Consider the following 15458-nt stretch of genomic DNA (forward strand, 5'->3'; position numbering starts at 1 on the left):
CGCGATTCTTCCAACGTTAGAGGACGAGGAGCGCGACATTGGCGTGAAGCGTTCGAGTGGAGGTCCGCCGTGACGCATTTTTCCATCTTCTCGCTCCTTTCAAACGCCTTCTCCGCAAATGAGAACTGGCGCGCGCAGTGGCCCGAGGCCAGCCCCAAGAGCGAATATGATGTCGTGATCGTCGGCGCCGGCGGTCATGGGCTCGGCGCGGCCTACTATCTCGCCAAGGAGCACGGCATCACCAACGTGGCCGTGATCGACAAGGGGTGGCTGGGTGGCGGCAACACCGGGCGCAACACCACCATCATCCGCTCGAACTACCTCTATGACGAGAGTGCGCGGCTATATGACCACGCCGTCGATCTCTGGGAGGGGCTGAGCCAGGACCTCAATTACAACGTCATGTACTCGCGGCGCGGCGTCCTGATGCTCGCCCACACCGAGCACGACGTGCAGAGCTTCCGCCGGCACATCCACTCGAACCGCCTGAACGGCGTCGACAATGCGTGGCTGACCGCGGCGGAGGTGAAGGCCTATTGCCCGCCGGTCGATATCTCGCCGCGCAAGCGCTACCCGGTCGTGGGCGGCGCGCTGCAGCGCCGCGCCGGCACCGCCCGCCACGACGCGGTCGCCTGGGGCTATGCGCGCGGGGCCTCGGCGCGCGGGGTCGACATCATCCAGAATTGCGCGGTGACGGCCATCCGCCGCGGGCCGGACGGGGCCGTCATCGGCGTCGAGACGGATAAGGGCTTCATCAAGGCGAAGAAGGTCGCCGTCTCCGCCGCCGGCCACACCTCGGTGGTGATGGGGACGGCCGACGTCCGCCTCCCGCTCGAGAGCTATCCGCTCCAGGCGCTCGTGTCGGAGCCTGTGAAGCCGTGCTTCCCGTGCGTCGTCATGTCGAACTCGGTCCACGCCTATATCAGCCAGTCCGACAAGGGCGAGCTCGTGATCGGGGCGGGCACCGACCAGTATACGAGCTACTCCCAGCGCGGCGGACTGCCGGTGATCGAGCACACCCTCGCCGCCATCTGCGAGATGTTCCCGATGTTCCGCCGGATGCGGATGCTGCGCATGTGGGGCGGAATCGTCGACGTGACGCCGGACCGCTCGGCGATCCTCGGCAAGACGCCGGTGAAGGGGCTCTACGTCAATTGCGGCTGGGGGACGGGCGGCTTCAAGGCGACGCCGGGCGCGGCGCACACCCTCGCCTGGACCGTCGCCAAGGACGAGCCGCACCCGATCAACGCGCCCTTCACGCTGGAGCGGTTCACCACCGGCCGGCTGATCGACGAGGCGGCGGCCGCCGCCGTCGCGCACTAGCGCCCGGACGCAAGGAGGCCACCATGCTCCTGATCCACTGCCCCTATTGCGACAAGACGCTGCCCGAGATCGAGTTCGTCTATGCGGGCGAGGCGCACATCGCGCGGCCCGCCGACCCGTCCGCGATGTCCGACGAGGCGTGGCGCGACTATCTCTATATCCGCACCAACGCGCGCGGACCGCACTTCGAGCGGTGGCGGCACATCCACGGCTGCGCCCGCTTCTTCAACGCCGTGCGCGACACGGTGAGCGACCGCTTCCTCACCACCTACAAGGCCGGCGAGCCGCGTCCAGACCTCGCGGCGCTGCTCGCGAAGGAGGCGGCGCGATGAGCGGGGCGACCGACACCGGTACCGGCGCCGTGGCCGTGCCGTTCGAGGTGCGCGCGGCCGACCCCGTCGCCGGCGCCTTCCGCGCCAAGGGGCGCGGGCGGATCGACCAGCGCAAGCGCGTGGGCTTCACCTTCGACGGCAAGCCCTATAGCGGCCTTCAGGGCGACACCATCGCCTCGGCCCTCCTTGCGAACGGCGTCCACCTCATGGGGCGCTCGTTCAAATATCACCGCCCGCGGGGCATCCTCGCGGCGGGGTCGGAGGAGCCGAACGCGCTCGTCGGGGTGACGCGCGGACCCGGCCGGTTCGAGCCGAACACCCGCGCCACGATGCAGGAGCTCTTCGACGGGCTCGTCGTCGAGAGCCAGAATAGCTGGCCGTCGCTGCGCTTCGATGTCGGCGCGATCAACGATCGCGTGCCGGGCGTCCTGTCGGCGGGCTTCTACTACAAGACCTTCAAGTGGCCGGCCGGCTTCTGGCACCGCCTCTACGAGCCCGCGATCCGCGCCGCGGCGGGGCTCGGCCGCGCGCCCGAGGCGGACGATCCGGACCTCTACACCGCGCGCTACGCCCATGCCGACGTGCTGGTCGTGGGGGCTGGCCCGGCGGGCCTCGCCGCCGCGCTCGCGGCCGGGCGCAGCGGCGCACGGGTGATCCTCGCCGACGAGCATGCCGAGATGGGCGGCCACCTCCTCTCCGCCCCGGACATCGAGATCGACGGGCGCGGCGGATGGGCCTTCCTTGCCGAGACGCTCGGCGAGCTCGCCGCGATGCCGAACGTGCGCCTCCTGCCGCGCACGACGGCGATCGGCTACTTCCACCAGAACATGGTCGCCCTCGCCGAGCGGCTGACCGACCATCTCGCAGAGCCGCCCGCAGGGGCGCCGCGCGAGCGGCTGTGGCGCGTGCGAGCGAAGGAGGTCGTGCTCGCCCAGGGCGCGATCGAGAAGCCGCTCGTCTTCGCCGGGAACGACCGTCCGGGCGTGATGCTCGCGAGCGCCGCGGCGACGATGCTGCACCGCTATGGCGTCCTCGTCGGCCACGCGCCGGCGGTGGTCGCGACACACGACAGCGCCTACGCCGCCGCCTTCGCACTCGCCGACGCGGGCGCGCACATCGCCGGCATCTTCGACGTGCGGACCGCGATCGACCCCGCCCTCACCGCCGAGGCGGCGCGCCGGGGGATCGAGGTCGCGCCCGGCCACACCGTGCTCGGGACCAAGGGGCGGCTGCGGGTCTCGGCGGTCGAGGTCGCGCTGGTCGCGAACGGGGCCGTCGGGGCGAAGCGGCGCGTCGAATGCGACACGCTGCTGATGTCGGGCGGATGGACGCCGACGCTGCACCTTCACTCCCACACCAAGGGCTCGCTCGCCTGGGATGACGGGCTCTCGACCTTCCTGCCCGCGACCTCGCCCGAGGCCTGCGCGAGCGCGGGGGCGTGCGCCGGCCAATGGGGCGTCGCGACGGCGCTCGCGGACGGCTCGCGCGCCGGGGCCGCGGCCGCGGCGTCGGCCGGCTTCTTCGCAAAGGCGGTCGTCGCCGCCGTGCCCGGCGAGCGCGCGGAGACGGGCGAGAGCGTCATCGTGCTGCCGGCCGCGAAGAAGGGCGGCAAGGCCTTCATCGACCACCAGAACGACGTCACCGCGAAGGACATCCGCCTCGCGGTACGCGAGGGCATGCGCTCGATCGAGCATGTGAAGCGCTACACGACGACCGGGATGGCGACCGACCAGGGCAAGACCAGCAACATCAACGCCCTGCTCCTCGCCGCCGACGCGCTCGGCAAGGCCGCGCCCGCGGTCGGCCTCACCACCTTCCGCCCGCCCTACACGCCGACGACCTTCGGCACCTTCGCGAACCACCATGCCGGGGCGACCTTCGAGGTCACGCGCAAGACGCCGATCGACGGATGGGCCGAGGCGCGGGGCGCGATCTTCGAGCCCGTCTCGCTGTGGCGCCGCGCGCGCTATTTCCCGCGCGAAGGCGAGACCATGCGCGAGGCGGTGGCCCGCGAGTGCCGCGCGACGCGCGAAAGCGTCGGCCTCTTCGACGCCTCGACGCTCGGCAAGATCGAGGTGGTCGGCCCGGACGCGGCCGAGTTCATCCACCGCATGTACACCAACCCCTTCCTGAAGCTCGCCCCCGGCCGCTGCCGCTATGGCGTGCTTCTCGGGGAGGACGGCTTCATCCGCGACGACGGCGTGATCGCGCGCCTCGCCGAGGACCGCTTCCACGTCACGACCACCACCGGCGGCGCGCCGCGCGTCCTCGCCATGATGGAGGACTATCTCCAGACCGAGTGGCCGGACCTCAAGGTCTGGCTCACCTCGACGACGGAGGAATGGGCGACGATCGCGCTGAACGGGCCCGACGCGCGCGCGGTGCTCGCGCCCCTCGTGAAAGAGGCGGACATCTCGGCCGAGGCGTTCCCGCACATGTCGGTGGTGGAGTGCCGCGTCGCCGGGGTGCCGACGCGCCTTTGCCGGATGAGCTTCACCGGCGAAGTGGGGTTCGAGATCAACGTCCCGGCGCGCGCGGCGCTTGGCGTCTGGGAGGCGGTCTGGGCGGCGGGCCGGCGCTTCGACATCACGCCCTACGGCACCGAGACGATGCACGTCCTGCGCGCCGAGAAGGGCTACATCATCGTCGGCCAGGAGACCGACGGCACGGTGACGCCGGACGATGCCGGCCTCTCCTGGGCGATCGGCAAGACGAAGGCCGATTTCGTCGGCAAGCGCTCTCTCGCCCGGCCGGACATGCTGTCGCCGGACCGCAAGCAGCTCGTCGGCGTCCTCACCGAGGATCCCTCGATCGTGCTCGAAGAGGGCGCGCAGCTCGTGGAGGCGGACGCCGCGCCGCCGGTGCCGATGATCGGCCACGTCACCTCGTCCTATTGGAGCGAGACGCTCGGCCGCTCGATGGCGCTCGCCCTCGTCGCCGGCGGGCGGGAGCGGATCGGCGACACGCTCTATATCCCGATGCCCGACCGCACACTCAGCGTCCGCCTGACCGCGCCGATCTTCTATGATCCGGACGGCGCGCGGCTCAACATGTGAGGCCCGCCATGATGGATTCCCTGGCAGACGCCGCCGGTCCGGTGGCCCTCACCCTCTCCGACACCGGCGCTCGGTTCAGCCTGCGCGTCGCCCAGGCCGACCGCGAGGCGGCGGCGGGCGCGTTCGGCCTCGCCCTGCCGGCGGGGATCGGCGACGCGGTGCGCGGCGCGGACCGCGAGGGGCTCTGCGTCGGACCCGACGAATGGGTGCTCTGGGCCGATGAAGCGGCGCGGGGCGACATCGTTGCCGCCTTCGCCGCGCTCGCCGCGACGGTGCCGCACAGCCTCGTCGACATCAGCGATCGGGAGATGACGATCACCCTCGCGGGGCCCGGCGCGGCCGATCTCCTCGCGATGGGCATCGCGATCGATCTCGACGCCTTCGCCTCGGGCCATGGCGTGCGCACGGTCTTTTCCGGGGTCAGCGTGATCCTGCGGCGCGATTCGGCCGATCTCTTCCGCCTCGACGTCTGGCGCTCGTTCGTGCCGCACCTGTGGACGCTGCTCGCCGAGGGCAATCACGAACTCGCCCTCGGGGTGTAGGCGCGGCCGCGGGTCAGCGGTCGGGAACGTCGACCCAGGCGCCCGAGGACGCGGAGGCGAGAAGGGCGTCGATGAAGAGCTGCGTGCGCAGCCCGTCGGTGCCGTCGACCGGCGGGGCGCGCCCGGCCTCGATCGCGTCCAGGAAGGCGGCGTGGACGGCGCGGTGCGCCTCCGAGGAGAAGGCCATCGGGTCGGCGCCGCCGCCCGTCGCCGCGGTCTCGCCGAAGGTCTCCTGACGCCCATCGATCCAGTCGACCGTCAAGAGCGCCCCGCTCAGATGGGCGATGCCGCGCGCGCCCATCACCGTGATTGTCTCGGCGTGGCCCGGATAGCAGGCGGTGGTGGCGGTCAGCGTGCCGACGCCGCCATTCGAAAGACGCAGCGCCGCGCCGACGAAATCCTCGCACTCCATCGTGTGGATGGCCGTTGTCGCGCTGACGGCGGACACGGACGCGATGCCGCCGACCGCGGCGCGGAAGACGTCGAGCGTGTGGATCGCCTGGGTGATGAGGACGCCGCCGCCATCGCGCGCCATCGTCCCGCGCCCCGGCTCGTCATAATAGGATTGGGGACGCCACCAGGGGATGGTGCAGGTCGCGGCCGACACAGTGCCGAGCTTGCCGCTCGCGACGAGGTCGGCGAGCGCGATGCTCGCGGGCCGGTAGCGGTGCTGGAAGACGATGCCGAGCCGCAGGTCGCGCTCCGCCGCGAGGGAGACGAGCGTGCGCGCGCCCTCCGTCGTCATCGCGAGCGGCTTTTCGAGGAGGACGTGCTTGCCCGCCTTCAGGAAGGCGGAGGCGATGTCGACATGGGCGGCCGGCGGGGTGAGGACGATCGCGGCCTCGATCGTCGGATCCGCGACGAGGGCGTCGAGATCGTCGCTCGGGGTGAAGCCGCGCTTCGCGGCCTCGGCGCGCCGCGCCTCGGAGCGGTTGTAGGCGCCGACGATCTCGACCCGGTCGGCGAGATCGGTGAGGGCTTCGGCGTGCGGGGCGAAGGCCATGCCCGTCCCCACAACGGCCATGCGATGGCGCGTCATTCGATCACTCCAAAATAGCGGGCGATGGCCTCGGCTTGGCCTTCGAGCATGCGATATCCGGGCTGCGTGGCGCAACCTCTGGCGGCGGCCGCCTCGAGCAGCGGCGAGACCGCCGGCTTCAGGAGCACGTCGACGACGAGCGTGCCGGGCCGGAGGCGGTCGGGCGGCAGCGGGTAGGGATCGCCCGGCGCCGAGCCGATCGGGGTCGCGTTGACGACGATGTCGAACGCGGCCGGGTCGGGCGGCGTGTCGGCGATCCGCGTGTCCAGATGGACGGGGCGGAGCGTTTCGGCGAGCGCCGCGGCGCGGGGCGCCGAGACGTCGTGGAGCGTGATCGGGCCGACCCCCGCATCGGCGAAGGCGTGCGCGATCGCGGCCCCCGCCCCGCCGGCGCCGAGGATCATCGCGGAGCGCCCGGCGATCGCGTGGCCCTCCCGCTCGAGGCCGATGACGCAGCCCGCCCCGTCGAAATTGTCCCCGTGGAGGGTGCCGTCCGGGAGGCGGCGGATCGCGTTCACCGCGCCGATCCGGCGGCCTGCATCCCCGACCACGTCGATGAGGGGCACGACGTCCATCTTGTGCGGGATCGTGACTATGATTCCGTCGACATTCTCCAGCCCGCGCGCGGCCGAGAGGAAGGCGGAGAGGCCGGCCGGCTTCACGTGCAGCGGGATGAGCACGGCCGCGATCCCCTTCTCGCGGAAGAGGGCGTTGAAGACGCGCGGCGAGCCCACCTGCGCGATCGGGTCGCCGATGATCGCGTAGACCCGTGTCGTGCCGGTGAGGGGGAGGGGGAGGCCGGCGTTCGGGTCGGGCGTCCCGCTCATTTTCGACGCTTGGCGAGGAAGGCGCCGACGCGGGCCTTCTTCTCGTCGGTGTCGAGGATGAAGGAGGCGAGGAGACGCTCGGTCCGGAAGGTCTGGGCGAGGTGGCCCTCGGCCGCGCTCCACAGGATCTCGCGGGCGAAGCGGATCGAGGGCGCGCTCTTCTGCGCGATCGTGGCGGCCATCTCGAGCGCGGTCGGCACCACCGCTTCGGCCGGCACGGCGCGGGCGGCGATGCCGAGATCGCGCGCCTCGACGCCGGAGAGGACGCGGCCGGTGAGGGCGAGGTCCGCCGCAACCGCGCGGCCGGCAAGCGTGATGATGCGCTGCGTGCCCTGCTGGCCGGGGATCACGCCGATCCCGGTCTCGGGCAGGGAGAAGCGGGCGTCCTCCGCGGCGACGATCAGGTCGCAGCCGAGCGCGAGCTCGAAGCCACCGCCGACCGCGTGCCCGCGCACCGCCGCGATGACGGGCTTGGCGCGCCGCGTCAGCCGGTCGTGGCCCTCGAGCCAGTTGCCGAGCACGGCCTCGATGCCCTCGCGCGTGTCGATGTCGCGCAGGTCCGCCCCGACCGAGAAGAAGCGCTCGGTGCCGGACAGCACCATCGCCTTCACGTCGTCGTCCGCCTCGGCCGCGTCCATGGCCGAGAGGAGCGCGGCGGTCAGCTCCTCGGAGAGGGGATTGCCGCGATCGGGCTCGCCGATCATGCGGATGTGGGTGACACCGCCGTCGGTGTCGATCTCGACATAGCTCATGCCGCGACGGTCTCGGACTTGAAGTGCGCGGCGGGCATCCGGCGCGGATTGTCCACGATCGGGCGGAAGTCCATGCGGGCGAGGATGTCGGCCTCGATGTCGACCCCCTCCGCGATCTCGACGAGGGCGAGCCCGTTCGGCGTCAGGCGGAAGACCGCGCGCTCGGTGACGTACACGACCTCCTGGCCGCGGCGCACTGCCTCCTCGCCCGAGAAGGTGATCGCGCCGACCGTGTCGACGAACTTCTTGATGGCGCCGTTCTGGACGATGCGGATGCCGCCATCGAGGATCTCGATCTTCGAGCCCTTGGTGTCGAACGTGCCGCAGAAGACGACCTTCTTGGCGTTGTGGGTGATGTCGATGAAGCCGCCGGGGCCGACGATGAAGCCGCCCATGTGGCTGACATTGACGTTGCCGAGCCGGTCCACCTCGGCCATGCCGAGGAAGGCCGCGTCGAGCCCGCCGCCATGGTAGAAGTCGAACTGCTCGCTGGCGTTCATGATGGCGTTGGCGTTGACGGCCATGCCGAAAAGGTCGCCGGTCAGCATGGCGCCGCCGTGGATGCCCTGCTCGATCGTCGTCCAATAGTCGCCATAGGCGCCGCGCTCGGAGATGATCTCGGCGACGCCCGCCGAGGCGCCGAAGCCGAAATTGAGGCAGGCGCCGGAGGTCAGCTCCTCGGAGGCGCGCAGCGCGATGACGCGCTTCGGCCCGCCGCGCGCGTCGATCTTCTCCGGCACGATGTCGCTGCGGGCGAGCCCCGCGAGATCGTCGCGATAGCCGCCGAGATAGGTCTGCTGCTGCTCCGGCTCGATGATGAGCGCGTCCACCAGGATGGCGGGCACCGTCACCTCGCGCGGGCGCAGCGTCCCGGTGGGGAGCACCTCGCGCACCTGGGCGTAGACCGTGCCGCCGCTATTATGGGCGGCGAGGGCGACATTGTAGATGTCGAGGTCGGCCGGCTCCTCGCGCGTGGTCAGGCTGCCGGAGGCGTCGGCGGAGGTCGCCTTCATGATGGCGACGTCGATCTTCATCGGCTTGTAGCGCAGGTACGTCTCGCCATCGATGACGATCCGCTCGATGAGGTCTTCCTTCGCGGCCTTGTTCACCTTGCCGCCGCCGTGGAGCGGGTCGACGAAGGTGCCGAGGCCGGTCTTCGTGATGAGCCCCGGCCGCCCGGCCCCAATCTCGCGCATCAGGAGGCTGATCACCCCGCTCGGCAGCGAATAGGCCTCGATCTTGTCGTTCGCGGCGAGAAGCTGCATCGGCCGCGACCACGTCCAGTGGCCGCCGATGACGCGGCGGACCATGCCTTCGTGGCTGAAGCGGTTCGTGCCCCGTTGGGCGCGGTCGCCGAAGCCGAGCGCGTGGATGAGGGTGAGATCGCGTGGCGAACCCGTCTCGAGGAAACGCCGCTCCATCGCGGCGAAAATGGCGTCGGCTTCCAGCATCCCGCCGCCCGAACCGGTGACCATGATGGTCGCCCCATCCGGAATCGCAGCGGCGACGGCCTCGGCCGTCATGACGGGCTTGCCCATGGGAGTCCTCCCAGACTTCGTCTTGTCGATCGTTTGTACTAGATCGATCTAATTGAGTGTGAGTATGGTGCAGCCTCGCGGGGCGCGCAAGCGGCGCCATCGACACCGCGACAAAAAACGATTTGGGGAGAATGCCGATGGAGACTGCGATGGACGACGCGGACGAGGACGCCCGGTCCGCGATCATCGAGCGCATGGTGCGTGGGTTCGCGCAGGACGTCGTGCGCCCCCGCGCGGCCGTTCTCGACGAGGAGGAGGCCTTCCCGGCCGACCTCTACGCGGAGATGGCGCGGCTCGGCCTCTTCGGCATCACCGTGCCGGAGGAGCTCGGCGGCGCGGGCGCGGACTGCATGACCTACGCGCTGGTGATGGAGGAGCTCGCGCGCGGCAGCGCGTCGGTCGCCGACCAGTGCGGCCTCGTGGAGCTCGTCTCGACGCTCCTCGCCAAGCACGGTACGCCCGCGCAGCAGGAGCGCTATCTCACCCCGCTCCTCGCCTTCGAGCGGCGCTGCGCCTACGCGATCACCGAGTCGGAGGCGGGGTCGGACGTCTCCGGCGTGCGCACGACCGCGACGCGCGTTCCGGGCGGCTGGCGCCTCGATGGCGGGAAGCTCTGGATCCACAACGCCCCGGTCGCGGATTTCGCCGTGGTGCTCGCGCGGACCGATCCGTCCGCCGGGCATCGCGGGATGAGCATCTTCCTGGTCGACGCTGACATGGCGGGGTATTCGGCCGGCCCGAAGGAACACAAGATGGGGCAGCGGGCGAGCCAGGTCGGCGGCCTCACCTTCGACGGCATCATGCTCGGCGAGGACGCGATGCTCGGCGAGGCGGGGCGCGGCTTCCACATGATGATGAGCGTCCTCGACAAGGGCCGGATCGGGATCGGCTCCCTCGCGGTCGGGATCCTCGCCGCGGCGCTCGAGGAGAGCGTCGACTACGCCAAGACGCGCCGCCAGTTCGGCGAGCCGATCTCCGCCTTCCAGGCGGTGCAATGGATGATCGCCGACATGGCGAAGGACGCGCACGCCGCGCGGCTGATGGTGCGGGACGCGGCCGCGCGCATGGACCGCGGCGAGCGGGCGACGGCCGAGTGCTCGATGGCGAAATGCTTCGCCTCGGACGCGGCGGTCCTCCACACCCAGAACGCGGTGCAGATCCATGGCGGGATCGGCTACATCCGCGGCACCCCGGTGGAGCGCCTCTATCGCGATGCGAAGATCACCCAGATCTATGAGGGGACGAACCAGATCCAGCGCATGATCATCGCGCGCAACGTGCTGGCGGAGCGCTGAGGATGGGCGCTTCGAGAGGCATCGCCCTCGTCACCGGGGCGGCGCGTGGGATCGGCCAGGCGACCGCTTTCGCGCTCGCGGAAGCCGGCTACGACGTCGTCGTGAACGACCTCGCGGCCGACACGCTCGGCGAGACGGTCGAGGGGGTCGCGGCGCGCGGTCAGCGGGCCGAGGCGGTGGCGGCGGACATTGCCGATGTCGACGGGCACGCAGCCTTCCTCGACGCGGTGTGCGCGCCGTTCGGGGTCCCGACGACGCTCGTCAACAATGCGGGCGTCTCGGTGAAGACGCGCGGCGACATGCTGGACGTGACGCCCGAGAGCTTCGACCGGCTGATCACCATCAACCTGCGCGGGCCGTTCTTCCTCACCCAGGCGCTCGCGCGGCGGATGCTGGCGGTCGCCGACGAGCGGCCGCGCGTGATCGTGACGGTCTCGTCCGCGAACGCGTTCGCGGTGTCGCCGGACCGGGCAGAATATTGCATCGCCAAGACCGGCCTCGCGATGATGACGAAGCTCTTCGCGGTGCGTCTCGCGGAGGCGGGGATCCTCGCCTTCGAGATCCGCCCCGGCGTCATCCGCACCGACATGACGAGGGTCGCGACCGCCCGCTACGACGCGCTCTATGCGGCCGGCTTCACGCCGCAAAATCGCTGGGGCCAGCCGGAGGAGGTGGCGCGCGCGGCGACGATGCTCGCCACCGGCGCGCTGCCCTTTTCCACCGGCGAGGCCATCCACGTCGATGGCGGCCTCCACATTGCGAGACTTTGACCATGGACACGGCACGACGCCTTGAGCCAGGCCTCTACGGCTACGAGGACCTCTCGATCGGCGACTATTTCGACACGAGCGGCATCATGGTGACGGAGGCGCACGTGGTCGCCTTCGCCGGCATCTCGGGCGACCATTTCGACGTTCACATGGATGAGGAATACGCCCAGTCGGAGGGCTTTCCGGGGCGCATCGCGCACGGCCTTCTCGGCCTCTCGATGGCGGACGGGCTGAAGAACCGCTCGCCCGTGCGCCTCAAGGGGATCGCCTCGCTGGGGTGGAACTGGTCCTTCCGCGGCCCCATCCTCATCGGGGACCGCATCCAGGTGCGCGTCAGCGTGAAGGAGAAGCGGATGACCCGGCGGCCGGAGCGCGGGATCGTGACGCTGCGCTTCGAGGTGTCGAACCAGCGCGGCGAGATCGTGCAGGATGGGGACACGCTGCTCCTCACCGCCTGCGCGGTCGCTGATGCCGTCGCGGACGCGGGGTAGAGGGGCGGTGGGCGCCACGTTGGCCGTGGACGCCCGGCGCGCGTTGGGCAAATGATTGCGCGAAGCGAACGGGGGCAGGCTCCGGACCCAATCAGGACAGGGCCTGCGTTGGTCAGAACCGGTCGAGATGCGCTGCGGAAGGCGAGGAAGGACATGCCAAGCATATTCGACGAGGCTTACGCCCGCAGATCGACCGGTTCTGGCCAACCCTTCGGGCGCCCCCTCGGCTTGCCGTCGCAGCGTTGCGCGGCCTTGAAAACCGGCCAGGTTTCCTGCGGCCACGCGCCTTGCCACGGCAAGCCGAGGTGGCGCGCAGGCCCTGTCCTGATTGGGTCCGGAGCCTAGCACCGATGGCGGACATTCCTGAGGGAAAGCCCATCCGGCAGCGGGTGCGGCTCCTGGAGGTGGCGGAGGAGGCGGGCGTGTCGCGCGCCGCGGCCTCGCTCGCGCTGCGCCATCATCCGTCGATCCCGGTCGTGACGCGGCAGCGCATCATCGAGGCCGCGCGCAAGCTCGGCTACGTCTACAATCGCGGCGCGGCGAGCCTGCGCACGGCCTCCACGCACACCGTGGGCATTATCGTCCATGACGTGACCAACCCGTATTTCGCCGAGATCGTCGCCGCCATCCAGGACGAGATGACGACGTGCGGGCGCGTCGTCCTCTTCGGCAACACGCAGGAATCGCCGGAGCGGCAGCGCGAGTTCATCGACACCTTCCGCGAGTACAATGTCGACGGGATCATCCTGTGCCCCGCCTCCGGCACCGACCCGCAGGACATCCAGGCGGTGCGCGATGGCGGGCTGCCGATCGTCCTCTTCTCCCGCGACGTGCCGGAGGTCGAGGTCGACTATGTGGGCGGCGCGAACCGGGAGGGGATGCGCACCATCGCGAGCCATCTCGTCGGGCTCGGCCACCGCGAGATCGCGATGATCGGCCTCAACGAGCGGATCGCGACCGGGCGGGACCGCCGCGCCGGCTTCGAGGAGGCGCTGCGCGAGGCGGGCATCGAGCCCGACCCCGACCTGATGCTGAGGGGGCCGGCGACGCGCGTCTTCGGGATGGAGGGGATCGAGCGCCTGCTCGATAGCGGTCGCGAGATTTCCGCCGTGTGCGCCTTCAACGACGTCATCGCCTTCGGGGTGATGCTGGGCCTGCGCCGGCGCGGGATCGAGCCGGGGACCGATGTGTCCGTGACCGGGTTCGACGATATCGCCGAGGCGACGATGTGGAACCCGAAGCTCACCACGGTGGGCTTCTCGCGCGAGCTTCTCGGCCAGGGCGCCGCCTCGCTCCTCCTGCGCCGCATCGCCGAGCCGGCGGCGCCCGCCAAGCGCATCGTGATCGACAACGAACTCTGCGTGCGGGCGAGCAGCCGTGCCCCGCGCGTGTGCGTGCCCGGCTGAGACCGCGCTAGATCCGCGCCTCTGTCCGGGCCGGCGCGCCGATCATGACGGCCGGTTCGCGCCGGCGGTGGGCGAGGATCGTGCGGGCGACGCTCTCGCACTGGACGCGGATCTCGCCGACGGCGGTGATCTCCCAGAGCGCGCCGCGCGTCGGCGGCCCCAGCGCGAAGAGCCCCTCGCTGCGCGAACCGTCCTGCGCGAGGCAGGTCATGTCCGCCGCGACGTCGATGCCGAGGCCGAGCGGGGCCGGGCGGATCGTCCCCGCCGCCTCCAGTGCGGCGAGCATCGGGCTCACCCGGAGGTCGCCCTCGCTCCCGGTGCAGCCGATCACGCGGTCGAACGGCGCGCTGATCCGCTCCGCCGACCCGCGCGGGCGGTAGGTGACGGTGAGGTCCGCCGCCGACTTCGTGACCTGTTCGATGGTGCCGGCGAGGATCGTGAGGCGGCCCGTCTCGCGCAGCGTCACGATGGTCTGCGCGACGGTCGGGGCCATCCGGTGGCGGTGGGTGTCCCAGTAGGGGCGCAAGTGCCGCAGCGCCCGCGCGCGCTCGGCATCGTCGAACGTTGCCCAGATCGTCTGGACGTGCGGGCGCAGCCCGTCGATGACCGGCCGCCAGTCCTCGCCCGCACAGCGCGCCGCGCGTATGGCGGCACGGACCTCGCGCGTCACGGCGCGGAGGCCCGCCCTCGGGTCGAGGCCGTCGATGGGCTTCGGCTCGGTGCGGGGGATGCGGTGCGGCTCGCTCACCCGGCCGCGCCGGGAGATCGCGGTGATCGGCCCCTCATGGCCCGCCGCGTCGAGGCTCAGCACCTGGTCGACCATGGTGAGGCCCGTCCCGATGAGGAGGATGCGCTCGCGCCGCTCGACCCGCGCGGTGGCCGTGGGGGACCAGCCGTCGAGCACGGAGCTTGAGGGGCGCGCCGCCGGGCGGGGGTGGCCGGTCGCGAGGGCGACGCGGTCGGCGGTGAGCTTGCCGCCGTCGGCGAGGTGCAGCATGTGGCCGCCGCTCGTCGCCGTGATCGACGCGACCTCGCCCTTCAGCACATGGAGCCGGGCGAGCGAGGACGCCTCTGCCGCGCGCAGCGACTCGGTGAGATACTGGCCGTAGATCTGGCGCGGGATAAAGCTCTCCGGCCCGTAGGTCGCCCCGATATGGAAGCGGCGGCGGAAGAGCCACTCCACGAGATGGTGCGGCTGGCCGACGCGCACGCTCATCCGCCCCGCCGCGACGTTGAGGAGGTGGGCGGGCTCCTCGGTCGAATAGGCGAGGCCGCGGCCCGGCGTGCCGCTCCGCTCGACGAGGGTGATCACGACACCCGGCTCGGCCTGGCTCAGAAGTTCGATGGCGAGCGCGGTTCCGGTGAAGCCGCCGCCGACGATGGCAATGTGCATCCCAATCCTCCACTGGCCGTGCCCTGGCGCATCGGGGCGGCCGAGGGATCATTCAACGCGGCGGTCGTTGCGCCGATCCGGCGCCGCGACCGCAACACCGCGAATATCCGCATTCTGCTCGCAATACTATACTAAGTAAATAGGAATTATAGAATTAGAGGTCCGCGCCCATCCGACGCGCCCCGTGTGCGAGGTCCGCGCGATTCCGACGTTGGCAATCTATACATGATTAATCCGATGGGGTATCGACAGCGAGGCATGGCCGATCGGACCCCACATGATTTCTCATAAGGCGAAGTATGCGTTGAGAGCACTCGTGGCGCTCGCCCAGGCGCCGCGCGGCCAGTCGATCCAGATCAGCGACATTGCCGAGGCGCAGTCGATCCCGCGCAAATTCCTGGAGCAGATCCTGCTCGACCTGAAGCATCACGGCTTCGTCGCGAGCCGGCGCGGCAAGTTCGGCGGCTACCAGCTTCTGCGCGACGCCGGGGACATCACGATCGGCCAGATCCTGCGCGTCGTCGACGGGCCGATCGCGCCGCTCCCGTGCCTGTCGAAGACGGCCTATCGCCGCTGCGAGGATTGCCGCAGCGAGGCCGAGTGCGAGATCCGCCACGTCTTCGCGCGCGTCGCCGACGCGACGCGCGGCGTGCTCGACGTCACCACCCTTGCCGACGCCGCCCGGCGCGAGCCG

13 protein-coding genes and 1 pseudogene are annotated in these 15458 nt (G+C 70.8%); 9 read left to right on the plus strand and 5 right to left on the minus strand.

What is annotated here, in order from left to right:
* The first annotated feature begins 69 nt into the window (after positions 1–69).
* The 4 genes from DBV35_RS21530 to DBV35_RS21545 are packed head-to-tail and all read left to right on the plus strand — an operon-like array spanning position 70 to position 5253.
* Positions 70–1323 carry a sarcosine oxidase subunit beta family protein gene (locus tag DBV35_RS21530; RefSeq protein WP_108662427.1) on the plus strand — a complete coding sequence of 418 codons (1254 nt, stop codon included), beginning with the start codon at positions 70–72 and terminating at the stop codon, positions 1321–1323.
* A gap of 23 nt (positions 1324–1346) precedes the next feature.
* Complete coding sequence (locus DBV35_RS21535; protein ID WP_108662428.1) at positions 1347–1655, plus strand: sarcosine oxidase subunit delta; 309 nt, start codon at positions 1347–1349, stop codon at positions 1653–1655.
* Entirely contained in the window at positions 1652–4711 is a 3060-nt protein-coding gene (locus DBV35_RS21540; protein ID WP_108662429.1) for a sarcosine oxidase subunit alpha family protein, read from the plus strand. The genes DBV35_RS21535 and DBV35_RS21540 overlap by 4 nt, the downstream gene beginning before the upstream one ends.
* An 8-nt stretch (positions 4712–4719) precedes the next feature.
* The gene (locus DBV35_RS21545; protein ID WP_211100020.1) at positions 4720–5253 is read left to right on the plus strand and encodes a sarcosine oxidase subunit gamma; all 534 of its coding nucleotides are present in this window, start codon (positions 4720–4722) and stop codon (positions 5251–5253) included.
* Positions 5254–5266: 13 nt separating this feature from the next.
* Here DBV35_RS21545 and DBV35_RS21550 read toward each other — a convergent pair whose 3' ends face one another.
* The 4 genes from DBV35_RS21550 to DBV35_RS21565 are packed head-to-tail and all read right to left on the minus strand — an operon-like array spanning position 5267 to position 9409.
* Positions 5267–6292 carry a Gfo/Idh/MocA family protein gene (locus DBV35_RS21550; RefSeq protein ID WP_108662430.1) on the minus strand — a complete coding sequence of 342 codons (1026 nt, stop codon included), beginning with the start codon at positions 6290–6292 and terminating at the stop codon, positions 5267–5269.
* Positions 6289–7119, minus strand: coding sequence for a shikimate dehydrogenase family protein (locus tag DBV35_RS21555; protein ID WP_108662431.1), 831 nt, complete (start codon positions 7117–7119; stop codon positions 6289–6291). Before DBV35_RS21555 ends, DBV35_RS21550 begins: the two co-directional genes overlap by 4 nt.
* Positions 7116–7871, minus strand: a complete 756-nt coding sequence (locus DBV35_RS21560; RefSeq protein WP_108662432.1) for an enoyl-CoA hydratase/isomerase family protein — start codon at positions 7869–7871, stop codon at positions 7116–7118. The genes DBV35_RS21555 and DBV35_RS21560 overlap by 4 nt, the downstream gene beginning before the upstream one ends.
* A complete protein-coding gene (locus tag DBV35_RS21565; RefSeq protein WP_108662433.1) occupies positions 7868–9409 on the minus strand; it encodes an acyl CoA:acetate/3-ketoacid CoA transferase in 1542 nt (513 codons plus the stop codon). The genes DBV35_RS21560 and DBV35_RS21565 overlap by 4 nt, the downstream gene beginning before the upstream one ends.
* A gap of 137 nt (positions 9410–9546) precedes the next feature.
* Here DBV35_RS21565 and DBV35_RS21570 point away from each other — a divergent pair, with 137 nt between their 5' ends.
* From DBV35_RS21570 to DBV35_RS21585, 4 genes are all read left to right on the plus strand, one after another.
* Entirely contained in the window at positions 9547–10704 is a 1158-nt protein-coding gene (locus DBV35_RS21570; protein ID WP_245944023.1) for an acyl-CoA dehydrogenase family protein, read from the plus strand.
* Positions 10705–10706: 2 nt separating this feature from the next.
* On the plus strand, positions 10707–11474 hold the full coding sequence (locus DBV35_RS21575; RefSeq protein WP_108662434.1) for a 3-ketoacyl-ACP reductase: 768 nt from the start codon (positions 10707–10709) through the stop codon (positions 11472–11474).
* Positions 11475–11476: 2 nt separating this feature from the next.
* Complete coding sequence (locus DBV35_RS21580) at positions 11477–11965, plus strand: MaoC family dehydratase (protein WP_108662435.1); 489 nt, start codon at positions 11477–11479, stop codon at positions 11963–11965.
* 350 nt (positions 11966–12315) lie between these two features.
* Positions 12316–13371 (plus strand): LacI family DNA-binding transcriptional regulator, encoded by a 1056-nt coding sequence (locus tag DBV35_RS21585; protein WP_108662436.1) that lies wholly within the window; start codon positions 12316–12318, stop codon positions 13369–13371.
* Between the two features lie 7 nt (positions 13372–13378).
* Here DBV35_RS21585 and DBV35_RS21590 read toward each other — a convergent pair whose 3' ends face one another.
* Positions 13379–14764: an FAD/NAD(P)-binding protein gene (locus tag DBV35_RS21590; protein WP_108662437.1), complete on the minus strand. Its 1386-nt coding sequence runs from the start codon at positions 14762–14764 to the stop codon at positions 13379–13381.
* A gap of 277 nt (positions 14765–15041) precedes the next feature.
* On the opposite strand from DBV35_RS21590, the pseudogene DBV35_RS21595 reads away from it, so the two are divergent.
* Positions 15042–15449, plus strand: a pseudogene (locus DBV35_RS21595) (RrF2 family transcriptional regulator); the annotation flags it as partial.
* Between the last annotated feature and the right edge of the window lie 9 nt (positions 15450–15458).

This window comes from Acuticoccus kandeliae (genome assembly GCF_003073115.1).